Raw genomic sequence first — 19,731 nt, forward strand, 5'->3', positions numbered from 1 at the left:
ACGACCGTGCGCGTCGACATCCAGGCCTATTATGACCGCGACCCGGCCTGCGACCGCTTCATCATGCCGGTGCTCTATTTCAAGGGCTTTCACGCCATCCAGACCCATCGGCTGGCGCATTGGCTGTGGAACCAGGGCCGCAAGGACTTCGCGCTCTATTTGCAGAGCCGCTCGTCCTCGGTCTTCCAGACCGACATCAATCCGGCCGCCCGCATCGGCAAGGGCATCTTCATCGATCACGCCACCGGCCTCGTCGTCGGCGAGACCGCGGTCATCGAGGACGATGTATCGATCCTGCACGGCGTGACGCTGGGCGGCACCGGCAAGGCCGGTGGCGACCGCCACCCCAAGATCCGCCGTGGCGTGCTGATCGGCGCCGGCGCCAAGATTCTCGGCAACATCGAAGTTGGTCATTGCTCCAAGATCGCGGCGGGCTCGGTGGTGCTGTCGCCCGTGCCGCACAACAAGACGGTTGCCGGTGTGCCGGCCCGCGTCGTCGGCGAGACCGGTTGCGACCAGCCCTCGCGCCAGATGGACCAGCTTCTGCCGTCGCAGTCGATGGACCAGGTGGTCAGCTTCGATATCTGATTTTTCCGCGCCGGCGCGCTGTCCGGCGTTGTTGCGATTTTTGGCCGGCGGCGCTGCCGCTTCCGGTGCAATACGGTCGGCTTGCCTTTACATCGCCATTGTCGACGTGCCAGAAGCGCCGTTCAAACCAGCAAGCCCGATGATCGGAGAAGACTGTTGAAGCCGGACGAAATCAGAAAGCTGGACGCCTATTTCAAGCGCGTCTTCCAGAATCCCAARCTCGARGTSAAGGCACGGCCGCGCAAGGAAGATTCGGCCGAAGTCTATGTCGGTGACGAGTTCCTCGGCCTCGTCTTCAAGGACGAGGACGACGGCGACTACAATTTCTCGATGGCGATCCTCGACATCGATCTGGCCTGAGCCAGTAAGCCGAGGGCGGGCCGCGCCGAGCGCGGCCGGCCTCGGCATCTGTCGGTCAATGTCCGGGCTTCAGGATTCGCCCGGCCTCTGCCGTCATCGCCGCGTCAAGCGCCTGCCAGTCGCCAAGGAATTCCTTGGGAAAACGGTAGGTGAGGCTGAGATCGTCGCCGACATGGATGTCCCGCTCGCAGGGCGCCAGCGATTGACCGGCACTCGGCCCGCTCAGGCAGCGGGCCACGAATGGGTCCTTGCCCCCGCGCTTGCCGACCACCAGCACCTCGCTCAGATAGCCTGATTTCTCGTTGAACCCGTAGACTGTCGTGCCGCCAGGTCCCGGAATGCCGGGCTGGACGATCAGCGCGCTGTAGATCGGCGCGAACCGGCCGCTCATATCGCGCGACATCATCTGCTGTTCGAAGGACAGGAAGATGATCTTCCGGTTGGCTTCGGAGTGATTGAAATCGTCGCGGGCCGCTTCGCTGTAGCCGTCCATCTCGGGGTAGCGCAGATAGAGGTCGAGACGCGAGGCAATGCCGTCGCGCCGGGCCTGGTCGAAACGGATGAAATTGGCCGGCACGGAAATCACATTCTTGCCGAGCACCACCTGGCGCACCGTGGTGTCGTCCGTATACCCGGCCATCGCGATCGAGTGGCCGAACCATTTGCCGCCAAGGCTGATCGCCACCGACAGCAAGGCAAGTACGGCGAACGCATAGAACACCCGCCTCATCAGCGTGGAATCGACCACGGTGAATTCAGGGCCGTCGGCTATCGCTGCCTGCTTCATCTCGGTCCTCATCCCAACCGCCATTCCCGGTGTCCCTCGACGGCACACATCGCGCGGCACGGCTCTTGCAGCCTTCCTGAAACGACTGTGCGATTTCATGGTAAATGGAAGGTTAAGATGGCTCAGATGGAACTCTTCCTGTTCGCTTTTGTCGTCGGGCTGACGGTCTGCGGGCTGACGGGTTCGGCGATGGAACTGGTGTCGGGTCGCAAGGTCGCCTTCGCCGAACCCTATGTGTCGCCCGCGCATGTGCTGCGCTCGCTGGCGGCCACCGCTGGCGCCGGGCCGTTCATGCTGGTCAACGCTGCCCTCGATGCCCGGCGTGAGAATCGTATTTCGACAATGGCGCTCTTGTCATGCGGCTGCACGGCGATTGCCTGGTCCCTGGCGCTCGGCATCGTCGTGCTTGCCATTGCCTCATGGATGATCGGTCTCCTAGGGTCCGGGATCTGAGACGATTCGGAGACCGACAATGCCGCTTTATGCGATCGACGGAACGGAGCCCAGCTTCGCGGACGCGGACACAAACTGGATCGCGCCCGACGCGACGCTGATCGGTGACATCAGGGTCGGCCGCAATGCCGGTTTCTGGTTCGGCGTCGTCATTCGCGGCGACAATGAGCCGATTGTTGTCGGCGCTGACACCAATGTGCAGGAACACACGGTCATGCACACCGATCCAGGCTTTCCGCTGACCATCGGCGAAGGCTGCACGATCGGTCACCGGGCCATGCTGCATGGCTGCACGATCGGCGACAACAGCCTGATCGGCATGGGCGCCATCGTGCTGAACGGCGCCAGGATCGGCAAGAATTCGCTGGTTGGCGCCGGCGCGCTGGTCACCGAAGGCAAGGAATTTCCGGACAATTCGCTGATCGTCGGCTCGCCGGCCAAGGCGATCAGGGTGCTGGACGATGCGGCCGTTGCCAGGCTGCGCGGCTCGGCCGCGCACTACGTCGCCAATGGCAAGCGCTTCAAGGCGGGGCTGAAGAAGGTCTGAGGCCGGCTTGGCCAATAGCTGTCGCCGACCGTTTTAGTCGCGGGCCAACTCACCGTCCGTTGGAGCCACGCCCGGCCATCGCATCGCGCAACAATGACGCTCCGGCTTCAAAGCCGGCAATGTCGGCCTCCTCGGCGGCTGTCCTGTAGTCGTCGATGCGGGTTTCGAGCGTCGGGTCGGCGCCTGCCGCCAGAAGCAGGCGGATCGCATCGACACCGCGGATGACCACTGAATAATGAAGCGGTGTCCAGTCGTTCACGCCCCGCATGTCTGGATCGGCGCCAGCCTCGATCAACACCCGCACGATTTCCAGCCTGTCGGCCCGGTCGGTGGACAGCGCGGCAATGATTGCCGGAAACCCGCCGTGATCCCCGTAGTTCGGATCCGAGCCCGCACCCAGCAGGGTTGAGATGAAGCCGACGGAACTCCAATAGATCGCATATTCCAGCGGATGTCCGAGGCCGAGTTCGAAAGGCATGCGCTCGTCGAACCAGCGGGGCGAACCGCCCAGGGCTGCACCGAGCGCCTCGAAGTCGCCGGCCTTGAAGGCATCGTCGATAGCCTTGAACAGGCGATGGCGCTCGCATCGATCTTCCGGGATTTCCAACATCGCCGTGATCCAGGGGACGAAAGCAACGGCTGATAGTGCATCGATCTGCAACGCGTGGAAAGGGAGGTTCGGATGCGTCTGGCGGCTGCGACCCCTGGACGTCAAGCGCCTAATGCTGAGCGGATTTGTTTGTTCCCTTTTTGCCAGGCGTCGGCTTGGTCCGCATTCGCATCGCGCCGCCCTTAGGGGTTTCGATTTCAAATGCACCTGTACTTCTCACCAGATCGCTCAACTTGCTGAAGCCATAGGTCCGAGGATTAAAGTCCGAAAACAGGTTTGAGAGTTGCTTCCCGAAGGTGCCAAACAGCACCCAGCCATCCGGACTCTTCATCAGGCCGATGGCCTTCTTAAGTATGGGCAGGGCTGCACCTGGCGTTTTGCCCGGCTTCGTTGCGGGCGCGGCACCCTGACCGTTCGCCGCGCCACGCAGAAGATTTTCGGTACAGATGAAGCGGTGACAGGCCTGCTGGAAGCTCTTTGGGGCTTTCCGCTCGCCGAACCCGAACACGTCGACGCCCTGTTCACGAATGCGCAGGGCGAGTCTGTTGAAATCACTGTCGGAAGAAACCAGGCAGAAACCGTCGAGACGGCCGTTATGGAGCAGGTCCATCGCGTCGATCACCAGTGTGATATCGGAAGCATTCTTCCCGGTGGTATAGGCGAACTGCTGCTGCGGAATGATTGCGTGCTTCGCCAGGATGTCTGCCCAGCCCTTGGACCGAAGGCTGGAGAAGTCGCCATATATCCGACGCACGCTGGCCTCGCCGATCTTCGCGATCTCCTCGAACAGACCGTCGGCAATCTTGGCGGAGGTGTTGTCGGCGTCGATAAGAACCGCAAGACGTGGTGATCGAGCGTCGGTGGGCATAAGACCTCCTACGGCTGATATCTTCTGGAGATATGGCGACGCGAGCACACACCATGCCATCGAAATTGGATCAATTTTGGCAGCTGCCGCCAGAAATGGCGGAGCCGGCCCGGGGACGGGGCCGGCTCCTTTGACCCGGTCGTTGGGGACGGGGAGGGTGGGGACTCGACCGGGTTTCTCGTTACGCCCTTAGCGGACGCTGGCGACCGCGTCGGAGCGGCCGTCGTTGATTGTTACCCAAACGCCGGAGTTCTCCGTCGATTGACGCTTGAGATAGGTGTAGTCGGTGTCCGTCCAGGACAGCACCTTGGTTTCCAGATTGTCGAGAATGAACTCGCCGAGGCTGGTGCGCACGGTCAGCACGGCATGGCCATCGCCATTCGGCTGGCGCGCAACTGTCATCAAGAGATCACCCGCCGGCACGCCCGCGTCCATCAGTTCGCGGCGCTTCTCCAGCGCGTAGTCCTCGCAATCGCCATAGCCATTGTCGGGATAGGCCCAATACTCCTCGACACCGTAGTTTTCCATGTCGGTGCGCGGCTTGATGCGGGTGTTGACCGAATTGTTGATGTTGACGATCGTCGCCCAGAGCTTGCGGCTCAGGTCGACCGGATCGCCTTTGGGCGTCCTCTCATTGCATTCGCCAGGAATGCGCTGGCAGAATTCATAATGGCCAACAGGCTGTGTGGTACGTCCGCCGGTGTGCATATAGGCCGGTCCCGCGGCATATGCTGATCCCCAAGCGGAAAGCTGCATCGCCATTGCCATCAGCAACAGCTTGCCCCTCGTTCTTTTCATTTTCTAGTCTCCCCGTTCGAAGGAGACATTGCCACGGCTGGATTTATTTGACGCAAAAGCGCGAAGCAGACTTTAAGTAAAACGCCAGTAGAATACACATAAAATTTGAATCATTTGAGTATTGAATTGTTTGGATTGCCGGAGCTCGCAAGGCGGAAGGCGTGGCCTGCGTTGAGCATTGCAGGTCACAGTCTCGGCTGACCCGGACGGTGTCGGTCGGTGTTGCCAGAAACAAAAAACCGGCCACGAAGGGCCGGTTCGATTGGTCGTCCTGTCCTGTCCGGTCAGGCGCGCGGCGTGTTGAATTCGGAATCGAGCGTTTCGGGGCGCTGGATGACGGCGAATTCGATGGCGACGCCATCCTCGAAATGGCGAACGATCTGGCCGCGCATTGTGCCGAGCATGACCTGGATGCCGATCGCCGGCTTGACGTCGATCTCGACCGCCGCGCCAGACAGCGACAGATCGATGATCCGGCACTGGTATTGGCGGCCGTCGGTGAGCTGCAGCACGCTGGTCGGGTTGCGCGGCGCGACGCGCTCGTGGCGACGGTCTTCCGGCAGGTCGAGCTCGTGCTTGTTGGCAAGCCAGGTCAACTGCGCCGCAAGCTTGTCCTTCTTGCGGTCGGACGCAATCACCGTCATGGCGAAGCCGTCCTGCAGCGTGCGCGTGACGACGCCTTCGATGCGGCCGATATGGTCGATATAGGCGATGACTTTTTCGCCGGGCATGCCGATGCGGTCGGTGCGAAACGCGACGTTGCCAGGTGACATGTCGACGACCTGGCAAGGGTGCTCGGTGCGGTCTTCCAGCATGAATYGCCCGTATATTTTGACCCGGACGCGCTGAAAGTTACGCCTTTCRGCKYGGGACGGCGCRTAKTCGACCGCCGCTGACCTCATGACTGCCTACACCCCGTTTGGCATTCCCGCGCGTCGATGCGAAGGACTTCATCAAAGAAGTACAACAAAGCGGGTTAACAAAGGGAAAAAACGAGCCTGCTCGACTGTGTGATCATCAACTATTCCTCGCGCCCGCCGTCGAAGACGACGAGATGGCGGATACGGCGCGCCCGGCCAAGCGCCGAGATCGTATCGGGCGCCTCGAGTTCGGCTGGAACAAGCGAGGGAACGTCGATCGCCGGACGGTTGTTGAGCAGCTCTTTCTCAGGATCGATGACACGGATCGAATCGATCATTGCGTCCGTGATCGGGTCGGCGCCCAGCCAGAACGGTTTCTCCGCCGCGCTGATCACGCCGAGGCAGCGCGGGTTTTCGATGCCGCCGTCAAGCGGCAAGGCAAGCAATTCGAACTTGTTGGAGCGGCCGTTGCGGCTGAAACCCTCGAAGGTGATCAGCACAACGGATTTCTGGTCGAACACGCCGTGGATCAGCTTCGAGACGAGCCGCTGATCCTTCTCGCGCCACAGTGAGGGGAAGGAGAACCCCTTGAGTTCGCGGCCATAGCAGGCGCAGATCCTTGTGCCGGCGAGGCGGAACACGGGGTGCCCGCGTGTATCCTTTTCCAGGATGAACGTATCGGCCAAAAGCGACTTGATATCGGCCGGCTCGACTTCCGATCGCTTCGGAGCAGGGCGTCCGTCACGCAGGCGATTCCAGTAATGGAACAGCGTGATCGATCCGTTTTGGTTCATGGTATGCTGCTCCGCGCATTCTGTCGTCTGATGTCCCATCGGTGAACAGAAGGGCGCCCTCCGATGACTTACATGCGTTGCGGAGCAGGAAGCGTGCCAGCATCGTTAACACTTGTTCACGGGTCGGGGCCGTTAAGGTTAACAACTGGTTTACGTTGCGCCCGAGGGCGCCCCGTGGCACACCAAAACCACTCCAGAAGCGGTCGTTTCGCGACGATCGGCAGCACTTCAGTCAGAGTTTTAGGGGAGCAGGGGGCTCGACCGGCCGTTCAAGGGAAACCTTGGACGGCTTCTTTTTTGATTCGTGCCCCGTGATTCGCGGTTAACGGTGGGCATGTTTTTTCGCCCGTCGCAGCCCCTGTGGAGGTCCGGTGATCGGTGGCGCCGGGATAGCCCGACCCCGGGCTGTAGGGGCAGGCAGCAGCAACATTTGCCAATCACGCGCCGCTAAAGAGAAAAATCTGCGTTCCGAGCGGTTCCGTTGCCGCTGTACCCTTCGTGCATTCGCTCCTTGAGGCGCGACGGCGGCGATCCCGCGGTCCGGAGACGTGCCTTGTCAGCGTAATTCCCTGGGGAAACCTTCATGAAGACTTCTATCCTTGGACTGATCACGGCCGGCCTGCTTGCCAGCGCCGTTCCGCTCAGTGCCGGTCACGCTGCCGGAATCGCGGGTGCTCCGGCACCCTTCGACAAAGGCGGCGTGAAAGTGGCGCTCGTCACCTTCATCTCGGCCGGCGATTTCTTTCAGGCCTATCAGGCCGGCGCGACGAAACAGGCCAAAGCACTCGACATCGAGCTGCAGATCTTTTCCGGCCGGCAGGATGCGGCCGCGCAGCGCGACCAGATCGAGCAGGCGATCAATCTCGGCGTCCAGGCCATCATCATCGACCATGGCCAACCCGAAGCGCTGAAGGACGTCGCGCAGAAGGCGCTCGATGCCGGCATCAAGGTCGTCGCCTTCGACGTCAATCTCGACAACCCGAAGATCCCGCAGGTCGAACAGTCCGATCACGAGCTCGCCAAGGCGTCGCTCGGTCAGGCGCTCAAGGACAACGGCACCTCGTTCCAGGCAGGCTATGTCTATGTCGCCGGCTTTGCGCCGCTCGACCGCCGCAACGAAACCTGGGACGAGACCAAGAAGGCCAATCCCGGCATCGTCGAGAAAGCCCGCTGGGGGACGGTCAACGACACGACCGCGGTATCGACGGCCGACCAGACCAAGGCGGCGTTCCAGGCCAACCCCGACATCTCGGTCGTCTTTGCTCCCTATGACGAGTTCGCGCGCGGCGTGAAACTCGCCACCGACGAACTCGGCATCTCCAACAAGGTGAAGATCTATTCGGCCGACGTGTCCACCGCCGACATCACCGAAATCACCGCCGAAGGAAGCCCGTGGGTCGCCACCGCGGCCACCAATCCGGCCGTCGTCGGTGCGGTTTCGGTGCGGGCGGCGGCCAAGCTGATCGCCGGCGAGGATCCAGGTCACAGTATCGTCGTCAAGCCGGTGCTGCTGACCCAGGAAGAGTTGCGCAAGAACGGCATCAAGACAGTCGAGGATCTCGAGGCCAAGCTTCCGGCCTTCGGCCAGAGCGACGCGGCGGCGGCCAGCTGGATTCCGTCCAACTGATCCATTTTTTCTCCTCTCCCTCGTTTCACCGCGAGGGAGGGGAGATCATCTTTCGAGTGGTCTCGGCTACCGCTTCTTTCCCAGGCCGAAGGTCAGCGCCAGCGCGCCAACCAGCACGACGCCCTTGACGAAGTCCTGCGTGTAATAGGGCGCGTTCAACATGGTGAGGCCGTTGAGGAGCACGCCGACGAAGATCGCGCCGACGACCGTGCCGATCACATGCGGGCGCCGCTTGTCGAGCACGGCATAGCCGATCAACGAGGCCGCCACGGCATCGAGCAGCAGCGAATTGCCCGCCGAAACGTCGCCACGGCCGACACGCGAGGCCACGATCAGCCCTCCCAGTGAAGCCAGCGTGCCGGACAGGATGTAGGCCCAGAGCCGGTATCTCCTGGTCGGCGCGCCGGCAAGATGTGCGGCCGTTTCGTTGCCGCCGATGGCGTAGAAGACGCGGCCCCAGCGCGTGCGCTCCATCAGGAACCAGGCTAGCACGGCGACGATAGCCATGACCACGACGGACAGGGGGATCGTGTCGAAGAGCCGTGACCGGCCGAGGATCAGGAACGCCGGATCGTAGGCGCCGGGAACCGATGAGCCGTCGGGAAGCACCATGCCGGCGGTGATCGAGCGGCCACCAGTCGGGATCAGCTGCAGGCCGGCGAGCAGGAACATGGTCGCCAGCGTGGCCAGAAGATCGGGTACGCCGACGCGGACAATCAGCAGCCCGTTGACGAGGCCGATGAAGGCACCCATCAGCAAGACCAGAACCATGGTCTCAGCCGCGTCCAGCTGCCACACGACCATGGCATAGCTTGCTGCCATCACCGACGAAGCGGCGATGCTGCCGACCGACAGATCGAAGCCGTCGGCCGCCATGGTGATCGACACCCCGACGCCGAGGATCGCCACCACCGAAACCGCCTGCAGGATCGAGAACAGATTGGCCGAGCGGATGAAGGCAGGCTGCACGTGCCAGAACCCGACCACCATCAGCGCCAGCAGTACGAAAAGAGCGTAGCGGCGCGTTTCGCGAAAAAGCGATGTGCGCGAGGCGGATTGCTGTGTCGTCGTCGGATAGGTCATCGGTGGTCTCCGGCCTTGTCGCTCTCGACCTTGCCGATCTGGTCGGTCAGCGAGCTATGGCCGTCTCCGGCCTCATGAAGTGAGTGGTTGCGCATGACAAGGATGCGGTCGGCAACCTCCAGCGCCTCTTCGGTGTCGCTGGTGGCGATCAGCGTGGCGGAACCGCTTTGGCTGCTGCGGATGGCAGCGATCAGGTCGGCGCGCGCGCCGACGTCGACGCCCTGGAACGGCTCGTCGAGCAGCAGCAGCCGGCAAGGTGCGGCCTGCCATCGGGCGAGCACGACCTTTTGCTGGTTGCCGCCGGAAAGCTCGTCGAGCGTGTCGTCGGGGCCGCGCGCCTTGATGCCGAGCCGCGAGATGGCCTCGACGGCGACCTTGCGTTCGCGCGCGGCCCGCAGCAGGCCGCTTGGAAACCAGCGTCTGAGATGCGGCAGGGCGATCGTGCCGGCGATCGAGGCGCCGGGAACCTCAGGCGGCAACAATGACGATTGCCAGCGGTCCTCGGCGACCATGAAGACACCGCTTTCGATCGACTGTGCCGGCCCGCTCGAGAGCCACGGCTTTCCATCGAGAGCGAAGCCGCCTTGCGCCAGCGTTTCGAGCCCGAAAAGCGCGCGCAGCAGCCGGCTCTTGCCCGATCCGAGCGTGCCGGTGATGGCGACGACCTCGCCGGAGCGCAGGTCAAGATCGAAAGGCTCCGCTCCGGGAACCAGCCGCGCCCCCTTGATGGAGGCGATGATCGGCGCCGTTGATGTCTTGCCGTCATGTGTGGCGGCTTCCAGTGTCCGGCCGATCATGGCCGCGACCGCAGCCGGGAAATTGATCGGCCTGGCAAAGGCACCGACGATGCGGCCGCCGCGCATGACGACGGCGCGATCAGCGATTGCCGCAAGGTCGCCAAGCCTGTGCGAGATGTAGAGGATTGCCATGCCGCCGGCGCGCAGCCGGCGGATGATGGCGAACAGCCGCTCGGCTTCCGTGGTCGACAGGCTCGACGTCGGCTCGTCGAGGATAAGCACGGAGGCCTTGGCCGCGACGGCGCGGGCGATGGCGATCAATTGCCGTTCCGCCGGGCGCAGATCGATGAAGTCGCGATCGAGTGGCAGATCGAGGTCGATCAGCGCCGCGACCGCGCGCGCCCGCCGGCGGATCGATGCCGCCGAGACGAGGAAACGCCCCGTGCGGCCGCAAAGCTCGTCAAGCAGGAGGTTTTCGGCAACCGTCAATCCGGCGGCGCCCGCCTGGTCGGTCGCCTGATGCACCGTCGCGATGCCGGCGGCCTTGGCGGCGCTGGGCGAGGCGAAGGCGACCGTGTTGCCGCCCAGCGTGATCGTGCCGGCGTCGGGCGTGTACGAGCCCGAAAGTATCTTCACCAAAGTCGACTTGCCGGCGCCATTGGCGCCCATTAGCGCCACGACCTCACCCGGCGCGACGGCAAGATCGGCGCCGGCGAGCGCGCGCGTCGGACCGAAGGATTTCTCGATGCCGTTGACGGCGATGGCTGAGTTTGCTGGGGGCAAGATGCGTGGGCTTCGGGTTATGGCATTGCGCTTGGGGCGGCGAGTTATGGCCGTCTTTGTCACCCGCTATGGTGCCGCATTGTAGGGAGGGGACTCGGCGCTTCCTAGAACGCTCGTTGCGAGTTTTTCAGATCCCGGAGCATTTCCGCTTCGTTTCCTTTCGGTTCGTAGCAAATGAAGGCAACGCCGCGCGGTGCGTTCGCTGTTTCGAGAACAGAATTGTTCCAAGTCGCGCATCCTTGCTCTAAAGCTCGCGCATCGAATCCCTGGACCAAGCGCGTATGAGTGAACCGGTAAGCCCTTTGGAAATCGAACCCACCGAACCGATGCCGGAGCCTCGGCGCGAGCCGGTGTTCAATCTGCCGCCCATCGTGCTGGCGGTGATCGGCATTTGCGCGGCCGTCTTCCTGGTTGAAAACTATCTGCTTACGCCAGCGCAGGACAACGCATTCGTTTCAAACTTCGCTTTCACACCCGCTGGCTACTCCGGCGAAAACCCTCCAACCGTCTATTTGCTGTTTCAACCCTTCACCTATGCGTTCATGCATGGCAGCTGGCCGCATCTGCTGATCAACATGGTGTCGCTGGCCGCCTTCGGGTCGCCGCTGGCCAATCGCTTCGGTCCCCTCCGCTTCGCGCTGTTCTTCGCGGTGACCGTGGTGGCTTCCGTGGTGCTCTTCTGGGCAATTCATCCTTCCGGTGAAGTACCGCTGGTTGGCGCTTCCGGTGCGATATCAGGCATGATGGGTGCCGCGGTGCGTTTTGGTTTCCGCACCGACCGCTCACCCGGCGGGGCGGCCTTCGCCGGCCCCGTGCTGCCGATCGCGATTGTGCTGCGCTCGCGTGGTATCATGACTTTTGTCGCTGCGTGGATGGCGATCAACCTCGCCACAGGTCTGTTCGGCTTCGCCTTCGGTCTTGACGGCCAGATCGCCTGGGAGGCCCATATTGGCGGCTTTGTCGCGGCCTTCTTCGGCCTGCGCTGGTTCGATCGGCGATGGCAGCCACCCGAGTGGGAAACCACCGACCGCACTTGAAATGCAACCGATCACGGCGCACGATGTTCACTCTTATGTGAAAGCCGGTCAGGGCAGGAACCGGCAGGCAAAAGCAGAGGAGGACGCCATGACGGTTAAGGCAATTCTCGAGARAAAAGGCCACGACGTGTTAACGCTCGGGCCGAATGAAAAACTTAGCGTGGCCATCCGCATGCTCGCCGACCACAAGATCGGTGCGCTGGTCATCACCAACGGCGATCGCAAGATCGTCGGCATCCTGTCGGAACGCGACATCGTGCGGGTTGTCGCCAAGGAAGGTGGCGCCGCGCTCGATATCGCCGTGCGTTCGGCGATGACGCCGAAGGTGAAGATCTGCAATGAGAACCACACCGTCAACGAGGTGATGGAGATCATGACCAGGGGCCGCTTCCGCCATCTGCCGGTGGAAAAGGACGGCCTGCTCGATGGCATCGTCTCCATCGGCGACGTGGTCAAGCGCCGCATCGAGGATGTCGAACGCGAGGCCGATGAGATCAGGGCCTACATCGCCACCGCCTGAGCGGTGACAAGGACCCGCCGGCCGGAGACCCGACCGGCGGAGGCATTTCTATCTGTTGTCGAGTTCGGAACGGACGAGTTCGAGTCCGCGCCTTGTGATGCGGTAGGGACCGCCGCCTGACGACGAAACCGCCTTCTTGCGTTTCAGCTTTCGAAACAGGTCGAGATCGACGCCCGGATAGTGCCAGCCGTCGCGGGTCAGGCATTTGACGGAGGCGATCCGTTTCTTCTGGTTCTTTTCGATTTCAATGCGTCCGCCCTGCGCAAGCAGGTGCAGGATGCGCTGTTCGATGCGCGAAATATCCATGTGAGAGTTTCCGGGAAAACGAAAAAGGCCGCCGCCGCGAAACCTTCGCGGCACGGGGTTTCAGGTTTTCTGCCCTACCTCGCTACGAGGTCAGGGCCTTACCGGGACTGAGCGTAAGTGGACATCCACTCTCCATTGGGATGGGCGTCCTATAGGCGAAAGCGGCTGAAAAGGCCAGTCTGTGGCTTTGCGCTTGTCTCTTTTGGCGGTTTGCACTAGCGAAGCGAGTACGATTTGTACCTCCTGAATGCGCAGTGCATTCACCATCAATTCTGAATTCGACGGCAGGCCATGACCCTCATCGATACTCGCACGCCCGACGCGAAACGCCTGATCCCCGGCGCCACTGGCGACTGGGAAATCATCATCGGTCTCGAAGTGCACGCGCAGGTCATCTCGGAAGCAAAATTGTTTTCCGGCGCCTCGACCGCTTTCGGTGCGGCCCCCAATGCCAATGTCAGCCTGGTCGATGCGGCAATGCCGGGCATGCTGCCCGTCATCAACGAGGAATGCGTCAAGCAGGCGATCCGCACCGGTCTCGGGCTGAAGGCGCAGATCAACCACAAGTCGGTTTTCGACCGGAAGAACTACTTTTATCCCGACCTGCCGCAGGGCTATCAGATTTCGCAGTTCAAGCAGCCGATCGTCGGCGAGGGCACGGTGATCGTTTCGGTCGGGCCGGACCGGCAGGGCGAGTTCGAGGACATCGAGGTCGGCATCGAGCGGCTGCATCTGGAACAGGATGCCGGCAAGTCGATACACGACCAGCATCCGACCATGTCCTATGTCGATCTCAACCGCTCCGGCGTGGCGCTGATGGAGATCGTCTCCAAGCCTGACCTGCGTTCCGGCGATGAGGCCAAGGCCTATGTCACCAAGCTGCGCACCATCATGCGCTATCTCGGCACCTGCGACGGCAACATGGATGAAGGCTCGCTGCGCGCCGACGTCAACGTTTCGGTGCGCAAGCCCGGTGGCGAGTTCGGCACGCGCTGCGAGATCAAGAACATGAACTCGATCCGCTTCATCGGCCAAGCCATCGACTATGAGGCGCGCCGCCAGATCGCCATCCTTGAGGACGGCGGCAAGATCGATCAGGAGACGCGGCTGTATGATGCCGTCAAGGGCGAAACGCGCTCCATGCGCTCGAAGGAAGAAGCGCACGACTACCGCTATTTCCCCGATCCTGATCTTCTGCCGCTGGAATTCGACCAGGCCTATGTCGATGCTTTGGCCACGGGACTGCCGGAACTGCCTGACGATAAGAAGGCGCGGCTGATCTCCTCGCTGGGTCTCTCGACCTACGACGCTTCGATCCTCGTGTCGGAAAAGTCGATCGCCGACTATTTCGAGAAAGTGGCCGCCGGCCGCGATGGCAAGCTCGCCGCCAACTGGGTCATCAATGATCTGCTCGGACAGCTGAACAAGGCCGGCAAGGACATTGAAAATGCTCCGATTTCGCCTGACCAGCTCGGTGCGGTCATCGACCTGATCAAGGACGGCACCATCTCCGGCAAGATCGCCAAGGACCTGTTCGAAATCGTCTGGAACGAAGGTGGCGATCCGCGTGAGTTGGTCGAAAGCCGTGGCTTGAAGCAGGTCACCGATACCGGCGCCATCGAGAAGGCGGTCGATGAGGTGATCGCGGCCAATCCGGACAAGGTGGAACAGGCGCGCGCCAAGCCGACCATGGCCGGCTGGTTCGTCGGCCAGGTGATGAAGGCAACCGGCGGCAAGGCCAACCCGCAGGCGGTCAACGACCTCGTCAAGGCCAAGCTCGGCATCGAGTAAGGCCATGTTCGTACGCACCGCAGGCGAACGTGACCTTGATGCAATTCGGGCAGTGCTGGTCGAAACCTGGCATGCGACCTATGACGCCATATACGGCGCCGCCAAGGTCACCGAAATCACCGACGAATGGCATTCGATCGTCTCTCTGAAGGCGCGGCTGACCAAGCCGAACAGTGATTTCCTCGTTGCCGACGACGGCAAGCGCATTGGCGGCGTGGCTTTCGCCGAAGGCATCGACGGCGGCAAGACGGTCGTCCTGAGGCAGCTCTACGTGCTGCCCAGCCTGCAGGGGCGGGGCATCGGCGGCATGCTTCTCGATGAGATCATCGAAAGTTTTCCCGAGGCCAACGCCATCCGTCTGGAAGTGGAAGCGCAGAACACGCGCGCCATCGCTTTCTACGAAGCAAACGGCTTCGTGCGATCCGGCGCTGCCGGCGAGCGTACGGGTGCCTCCGGCGAGCCGACGCTGGTCTATCGCCGGCCTCTTGCCGGCTGATCGCTTCGACGCATACCTGTCTGGATCACCTTCGCGCGAGCGGTGCGGCAGGGGGCCGTTTTCGTTTGACGGCCTAGGGGTCACATACCAAGCTGCTGCAGCTGACCGTGCGGAAGCCGGAATGGGCTGGCGCGCAAGGCGGCGAGGGGGAAACCATGCCAAGCTTGCCGGAACTGATGCCGACCCAGGTGTCGGACGAAACCTTTGGTGGCGTCACCTACCACATAGCGGGTGAACTGGTGCCTGTGCTTTCGGTCGATGTGACGCGAATGCCTGTCTATTTCGAGCACCACATCCTGTTGTGGAAGAACTCCACCATCACCATCGGCCTGAAATCGCTGAAGGGCGCGCTGAAGCGCATGATGGCTGGCATGCAGATCTTCGTCACCGAGGCGTCGGGAGCGGGCATCATCGCCTTCAGCCGCGACGGGCCCGGCCACATCGTGCCGATCCATCTCAGGCGTGGCGAGGAGATCCAGGTGCGCGAACACCAGTTTCTCGCCGCCACCGGCAATGTCGACTACACCTTCGAGCGTGTCCGCGGCCTGGCGACGATGCTGTTTGGCCAGAGCGGCTTCTTCATCGACCGTTTTCGCGGCGATRSCGGCGACGGCATCGTCTGGYTGCAYGGCTACGGCAATGTCTTCGAGAARACGCTSGCCGCCGGCGARACCATCGACATCGARCCGGGYGGCTGGCTGTTCAAGGAYGTSTCGGTSMRGATGGARACCAAGATCGACCGMCTKTCGAGCGGSTTYTTCGGCGCCAACATGAATTTCATCGTCAAYCGCTTCACCGGCCCGGGCCGCGTCGGCATCCAGTCGATGTACCTGCATATGCCGACGGAGGAGTAGTTCGGACAGGGCGTGAGGGAAGAGCAACCCTCAGCGTGAGCGCAGCGGTGGCGACAGCTCGCGGATCAGCAATTCGAGTTCCCGCTGATCGCCCGCTCCCGTCTTGTCGAAGATCGTCGCCAGTTGCGATTTGATGGTGCCGTCGGAAACGCCGCCGGCAGCGGCGATCTCCTTGCGCGTCTTGCCCGCGGCGACATGGCCGGCAACGCGTTTTTCCGCGGCGGTCAGGCCAAACAGCGCGGCGATCGCGTCCAGTGCCGGGGTCGGCGTGGCGCCGGCAGCGGCGATGAAGATGGCGGCGGCGGCGCGCTGCGACATCCGCGCTGAAATCTCGCGACGGGCGAGCGGCATGACATGCGCCACTGCCGGAACGCCGACCCTGGCGAGCGGGATGTTGATGCCGGACGGCCCCAGCGCGAACTCATCGCGCGTGCCGAGTTCGACCGCGCAGCTGATCGCGGCATTGGCTTGCGGGTAGGCGAAGGCCAGCTGGCCGCGCACCGATGACACGGCCGAGCTCTCCATCAGCAGGGCTTCGGCCGCGCAATTGGCGAAGATGATCTGCATGTCATTGGAAACGATCATCACCGGATGATCGAGGCTTTCGATGATCGAGCGGAAAATCTCGGCCTTGCGCCGTTCGGTCTCGAACAGGTCGCCGATTGTCACCGCGCGCCGTACATGCGGCGCAAGTGACGACACCAGCTTGAGATCAGCGGCCGAGATCTGTCGCCTGTCCTGGTCCGTCACCACCATCAGCGTGCCGATGCGGCTCGGCTGCTTCATCAGCGCCACCCAGAAGAAATCGTCSAGCCGGTTGGGTTCCACCCATTCGCGCACGATGCGGCTTTCGATCCAGTTCTGCCGTGCGTTGGGCCCTTGCAGCGCATAGATGGCATCGATCGTGAAGGGAATGTCGATATCCATCTTGGGAACGGCCGTTAAGAAGGGCACTTCCGATCCATAGTCGCGTTGCAGTGGCTCCAGGATCGCGGGATCGCCGCAGGACACCGAAAATCGAGCGGAACTGCTGGCTGTGTCGACGACCGCCAGCATGGCAAGCTGGCCAATCGCCAGCCGGCGAATGGCTTCGAGCGTCGACTGCCAGCGGCCGATGTCGGCAACCGAATCATAAATGGCTTCGATGACCTGCGGCAGGGCGCGGTCGATCGCGTTCGCCAACCTGGACATGGGCCCTCTCGTACCGCCGTCAAGTAAGTGTGAAGTTCCACAGAAATGTTGAGCAGGATTGCATGATAGGGTCGCCATGTAACTTACTGATGCCGCCATACATCTGTGGATTGTTTCGCTGTGGCAAACGGTCGTGCCAGCCATGCATCGCTGTTCGCATACTCGATCGGGTGGGGCCGGCCGATAGGTTCCCAATCCGCCCCTGCGTCATCCCAGCATTTGCTGTGCCGGCTCACGACGGATATGCAGGGACATGATCAAACTGTTCCGCATCGCGGCGCTGGTGCTGCTTGTCTTCATCATTTTCGCAACCCTGTCGCCGATCCAGATGCGGCCGCACATAGCCGACCCGAATGTCGAGCGCGCCCTGGCCTATCTACTGTTGGGCTTCGCGCTGGCGGTCGGCTTCCCGAACCGAATGTATCAAATCTCGATCTTTGTGGTTGCGGCTGCCGGCATACTGGAGTTGCTTCAGATCATCGATCCCGGTCGCCACGCGCATCTTGCCGATGCACTCGTGAAAGCATCAGCTGGGATTATTGGGATCCTCGTGGGGCAATTATTGGTGAGCACCCGCGGGCGAATAGGCGTGAGGTAGGCGCCGCAAGAAGCCGAATGCAGCCGATCGACCCTTTGCCCTAGATTATGGGAACTTCCACATTGTCGATCAGCCKSGTCTTGCCMAGCCAGGCRGCGGCGAGCAGGCGCCCCACGCGGTCGCGGCGCCAAGGCACCAGCGTCAGGCTTTCGCGAGCCTCGACATAGTCGATCTTCTGGAAGCCGGCGGCGATCAGCGCGCGGCTGGCCTCACCGGTCGCGTCATCTTGGTGTGCGCCGGCCGCCAGCGCGGCAGCCGCCTTCTGCAAGATCACGTTGAGCTGGCGGGCGACCGCGAGTTCGGCTTCGCCGAGATAGGCGTTGCGTGACGACATGGCGAGGCCATGCGCGTCGCGTATGGTCGGGGCGCCGATGATCTCGACAGGCAGGTCAAGGTCGCGGCAGAGCTGCCTGACGACGCAAAGCTGCTGGTAATCCTTCTCGCCAAAGACCGCATAGTCGGGCGTTGCCTGCAGAAAAAGCTTGGCCACCACGGTGGCGACACCCTCGAAAAAGGTCGGGCGAAAGTCCGATTCGAGGCCGGCGGACGGGCCGCCGACCGAAATCCCTGTGGCAAAGCCGGCGGGGTACATCGCGCCGACCGTCGGCGTGAAGGCCAGATCGGCCTTGACCGTCGCCAGCATATCCAAGTCGCGGGCGAGCTGGCGCGGGTACTTGTCGAGATCCTCGCTCGGCGCGAACTGCGTCGGGTTGACGAAGATCGACACCACACAGCGCTCGGCTTTTTCCCTGGCGATCCTGATCAGGGAGAGATGTCCCTCATGCAGCGCACCCATGGTTGGCACCATGGCGACGCGCAGGCCATCGCGCCGCCAGTCGCGGATCTCGGCGCGAAGTGCGGCGACGCTATCGACGACCTCAGGCCGGCTCACGACTCATCCCCGCCATTTGTGCCCGAAAGGACTTTTGAACCCGAAAAGACGTGGTCAGGGCCGGGGAAAGTCCGGCTTCGCACCTCCGATGCGTAGCGCTCGGCGGCGTGCGCGATSACGCTGCGCARATCGGCRTATTCCTTGACGAATTTCGGCACGCGGTCGACGGTCAGSCCGACCATGTCGTCGATGACCAGGATCTGGCCRTCGCAGTCGCCGCTGGCGCCGATGCCGATGGTTGGAATGGCGATGCGGCGTGTGATGTCGGCGGCGACCGCCTCGATGGTGCCTTCGATGACCACCGAGAACGCGCCGGCTTTTTCGACGGCGAGCGCGTCGGCCATCAGCGCCGCGACAGTCTCGTCCGTGCGGCCCTTGATCTTGTAGCCGCCATCCTTCTCCACCGATTGCGGCAGCAGGCCGATATGGCCCATGACCGGAATGCCGGCGGCCACGATCGCCGCGATCTGACCGGCCACGTCGACGCCGCCTTCGAGCTTGACCGCCTGGCAGTTGGTCTCGCCAACGATGCGCTGCGCTGAGGTCACGGCTTGCGCCGCCGAATCCTCATAGCTGCCGGCTGGCATGTCGACGACCACACAGGCCCTGGCCGAGCCGCGCATCACGGCTTGCCCATGCGCGATCATCATCTCGAGCGAAGCGGCCAGCGTCGTCGCATGGCCATGCAGCACCATGGCGACGCTGTCGCCGACCAGAAGCAGGTCAACATGCGGATCAAGCAGGCGGGCAACGGGATAGGTGTAGGCCGTCAGGCAGACCAAGGGGATGCCGCCCTTGCTGCGGCGAATCAGCTCGGTGCCGATGCGAATGTCGGTGGTCGGCAGTTTTGTGGCCAATCGTCACCTCCTTCGGCCCCTGGCCGGATTGGATATCCGCATGGGCGCGCTGAGCTTTAGAAAGAGCGGAAAGGCTTGGCAAGCGTGCATCCTGCCGCCTCTCGGGATCACAGGCTTGTGTCGGATGCCTGGCGTGCCATTTGCGCGCTCCCTGCGGCAAAACCCTTGCCTTCCCGAAGGCCTGACGCCATAAGCAGGAAACAGCGCCGCCAGCGCGAGGGTTCTGAGATGAAGACTTTCCTGACGCAGTTTTTCACCTGGTGGAACAGCCAGACGATAGGGACGCGCCTTCAC

The 19,731-nt window shown here is 62.5% G+C and carries 23 protein-coding genes; 11 read left to right on the plus strand and 12 right to left on the minus strand.

All coding sequences use genetic code 11. The annotated features are described in order from the left end of the window. Window positions 1-588 (plus strand): serine O-acetyltransferase (gene cysE, locus AC1DX0_RS14350; RefSeq protein ID WP_477355771.1); only part of this gene is annotated, 588 nt, incomplete at its 5' end. Window positions 589-744: 156 nt separating this feature from the next. Beyond that, window positions 745-948: a DUF3126 family protein gene (locus AC1DX0_RS14355; protein WP_195174981.1), complete on the plus strand. Its 204-nt coding sequence runs from the start codon at window positions 745-747 to the stop codon at window positions 946-948. Window positions 949-1,003: 55 nt separating this feature from the next. On the opposite strand, the gene AC1DX0_RS14360 is transcribed toward AC1DX0_RS14355, so the two are convergent. Beyond that, entirely contained in the window at window positions 1,004-1,735 is a 732-nt protein-coding gene (locus AC1DX0_RS14360) for a hypothetical protein (RefSeq protein ID WP_477221470.1), read from the minus strand. Between the two features lie 117 nt (window positions 1,736-1,852). On the opposite strand from AC1DX0_RS14360, the gene AC1DX0_RS14365 reads away from it, so the two are divergent. Beyond that, the gene (locus AC1DX0_RS14365; protein WP_477221369.1) at window positions 1,853-2,188 is read left to right on the plus strand and encodes a DUF6949 family protein; all 336 of its coding nucleotides are present in this window, start codon (window positions 1,853-1,855) and stop codon (window positions 2,186-2,188) included. Between the two features lie 19 nt (window positions 2,189-2,207). Next, window positions 2,208-2,735, plus strand: a complete 528-nt coding sequence (locus AC1DX0_RS14370; RefSeq protein ID WP_477221370.1) for a gamma carbonic anhydrase family protein — start codon at window positions 2,208-2,210, stop codon at window positions 2,733-2,735. 49 nt (window positions 2,736-2,784) lie between these two features. Here AC1DX0_RS14370 and AC1DX0_RS14375 read toward each other — a convergent pair whose 3' ends face one another. From AC1DX0_RS14375 to AC1DX0_RS14395, 5 genes are all read right to left on the minus strand, one after another. Next, the gene (locus AC1DX0_RS14375) at window positions 2,785-3,345 is read right to left on the minus strand and encodes an ankyrin repeat domain-containing protein (protein ID WP_477221371.1); all 561 of its coding nucleotides are present in this window, start codon (window positions 3,343-3,345) and stop codon (window positions 2,785-2,787) included. Window positions 3,346-3,454: 109 nt separating this feature from the next. Then, window positions 3,455-4,213 (minus strand): NYN domain-containing protein, encoded by a 759-nt coding sequence (locus AC1DX0_RS14380; RefSeq protein ID WP_477221372.1) that lies wholly within the window; start codon window positions 4,211-4,213, stop codon window positions 3,455-3,457. A gap of 189 nt (window positions 4,214-4,402) precedes the next feature. After that, entirely contained in the window at window positions 4,403-5,011 is a 609-nt protein-coding gene (locus AC1DX0_RS14385) for a transglutaminase-like cysteine peptidase (RefSeq protein ID WP_477221373.1), read from the minus strand. Window positions 5,012-5,295: 284 nt separating this feature from the next. After that, window positions 5,296-5,913, minus strand: a complete 618-nt coding sequence (locus AC1DX0_RS14390; protein ID WP_477355774.1) for a PilZ domain-containing protein — start codon at window positions 5,911-5,913, stop codon at window positions 5,296-5,298. A 119-nt stretch (window positions 5,914-6,032) separates the two neighbouring features. Continuing rightward, window positions 6,033-6,665: a PAS domain-containing protein gene (locus tag AC1DX0_RS14395; RefSeq protein ID WP_477221375.1), complete on the minus strand. Its 633-nt coding sequence runs from the start codon at window positions 6,663-6,665 to the stop codon at window positions 6,033-6,035. Between the two features lie 583 nt (window positions 6,666-7,248). On the opposite strand from AC1DX0_RS14395, the gene AC1DX0_RS14400 reads away from it, so the two are divergent. Then, window positions 7,249-8,292, plus strand: coding sequence for a substrate-binding domain-containing protein (locus AC1DX0_RS14400; RefSeq protein WP_477221376.1), 1,044 nt, complete (start codon window positions 7,249-7,251; stop codon window positions 8,290-8,292). A gap of 66 nt (window positions 8,293-8,358) precedes the next feature. On the opposite strand, the gene AC1DX0_RS14405 is transcribed toward AC1DX0_RS14400, so the two are convergent. Further along, a complete protein-coding gene (locus tag AC1DX0_RS14405) occupies window positions 8,359-9,375 on the minus strand; it encodes an ABC transporter permease (RefSeq protein ID WP_477221377.1) in 1,017 nt (338 codons plus the stop codon). Continuing rightward, window positions 9,372-10,895: a sugar ABC transporter ATP-binding protein gene (locus tag AC1DX0_RS14410; RefSeq protein ID WP_477221378.1), complete on the minus strand. Its 1,524-nt coding sequence runs from the start codon at window positions 10,893-10,895 to the stop codon at window positions 9,372-9,374. The genes AC1DX0_RS14405 and AC1DX0_RS14410 overlap by 4 nt, the downstream gene beginning before the upstream one ends. A gap of 281 nt (window positions 10,896-11,176) precedes the next feature. Between AC1DX0_RS14410 and AC1DX0_RS14415 the strand changes: the two genes are divergently transcribed. Both AC1DX0_RS14415 and AC1DX0_RS14420 read left to right on the plus strand, forming a co-directional pair. Beyond that, window positions 11,177-11,932 carry a rhomboid family intramembrane serine protease gene (locus tag AC1DX0_RS14415; RefSeq protein ID WP_477221379.1) on the plus strand — a complete coding sequence of 252 codons (756 nt, stop codon included), beginning with the start codon at window positions 11,177-11,179 and terminating at the stop codon, window positions 11,930-11,932. A gap of 88 nt (window positions 11,933-12,020) precedes the next feature. Then, on the plus strand, window positions 12,021-12,452 hold the full coding sequence (locus tag AC1DX0_RS14420; protein WP_477355777.1) for a CBS domain-containing protein: 432 nt from the start codon (window positions 12,021-12,023) through the stop codon (window positions 12,450-12,452). 48 nt (window positions 12,453-12,500) lie between these two features. On the opposite strand, the gene AC1DX0_RS14425 is transcribed toward AC1DX0_RS14420, so the two are convergent. Further along, window positions 12,501-12,758: a YjhX family toxin gene (locus AC1DX0_RS14425; protein WP_477221380.1), complete on the minus strand. Its 258-nt coding sequence runs from the start codon at window positions 12,756-12,758 to the stop codon at window positions 12,501-12,503. 291 nt (window positions 12,759-13,049) lie between these two features. Between AC1DX0_RS14425 and gatB the strand changes: the two genes are divergently transcribed. The 3 genes from gatB to AC1DX0_RS14440 all read left to right on the plus strand — a co-directional run bounded on the left by gatB (window position 13,050) and on the right by AC1DX0_RS14440 (window position 15,899). Further along, window positions 13,050-14,549 (plus strand): Asp-tRNA(Asn)/Glu-tRNA(Gln) amidotransferase subunit GatB, encoded by a 1,500-nt coding sequence (gene gatB, locus AC1DX0_RS14430; protein ID WP_477221381.1) that lies wholly within the window; start codon window positions 13,050-13,052, stop codon window positions 14,547-14,549. Between the two features lie 4 nt (window positions 14,550-14,553). Then, the gene (locus AC1DX0_RS14435; RefSeq protein WP_477221382.1) at window positions 14,554-15,045 is read left to right on the plus strand and encodes a GNAT family N-acetyltransferase; all 492 of its coding nucleotides are present in this window, start codon (window positions 14,554-14,556) and stop codon (window positions 15,043-15,045) included. A 155-nt stretch (window positions 15,046-15,200) separates the two neighbouring features. Continuing rightward, window positions 15,201-15,899 carry an AIM24 family protein gene (locus AC1DX0_RS14440; RefSeq protein ID WP_477355780.1) on the plus strand — a complete coding sequence of 233 codons (699 nt, stop codon included), beginning with the start codon at window positions 15,201-15,203 and terminating at the stop codon, window positions 15,897-15,899. Window positions 15,900-15,929: 30 nt separating this feature from the next. On the opposite strand, the gene AC1DX0_RS14445 is transcribed toward AC1DX0_RS14440, so the two are convergent. Then, window positions 15,930-17,090, minus strand: coding sequence for a helix-turn-helix transcriptional regulator (locus AC1DX0_RS14445; protein ID WP_477221384.1), 1,161 nt, complete (start codon window positions 17,088-17,090; stop codon window positions 15,930-15,932). 253 nt (window positions 17,091-17,343) lie between these two features. Here AC1DX0_RS14445 and AC1DX0_RS14450 point away from each other — a divergent pair, with 253 nt between their 5' ends. Continuing rightward, window positions 17,344-17,688, plus strand: a complete 345-nt coding sequence (locus tag AC1DX0_RS14450; RefSeq protein ID WP_477221385.1) for a VanZ family protein — start codon at window positions 17,344-17,346, stop codon at window positions 17,686-17,688. Window positions 17,689-17,728: 40 nt separating this feature from the next. On the opposite strand, the gene panC is transcribed toward AC1DX0_RS14450, so the two are convergent. Together panC and panB are read right to left on the minus strand one after the other, a co-directional pair. Further along, window positions 17,729-18,580, minus strand: coding sequence for a pantoate--beta-alanine ligase (panC, locus tag AC1DX0_RS14455; protein ID WP_477221386.1), 852 nt, complete (start codon window positions 18,578-18,580; stop codon window positions 17,729-17,731). Then, window positions 18,577-19,437: a 3-methyl-2-oxobutanoate hydroxymethyltransferase gene (gene panB, locus AC1DX0_RS14460; protein WP_477221387.1), complete on the minus strand. Its 861-nt coding sequence runs from the start codon at window positions 19,435-19,437 to the stop codon at window positions 18,577-18,579. Before panB ends, panC begins: the two co-directional genes overlap by 4 nt. Between the last annotated feature and the right edge of the window lie 294 nt (window positions 19,438-19,731).

The sequence above is a fragment of the Mesorhizobium sp. P3_A9 genome (assembly GCF_056402975.1).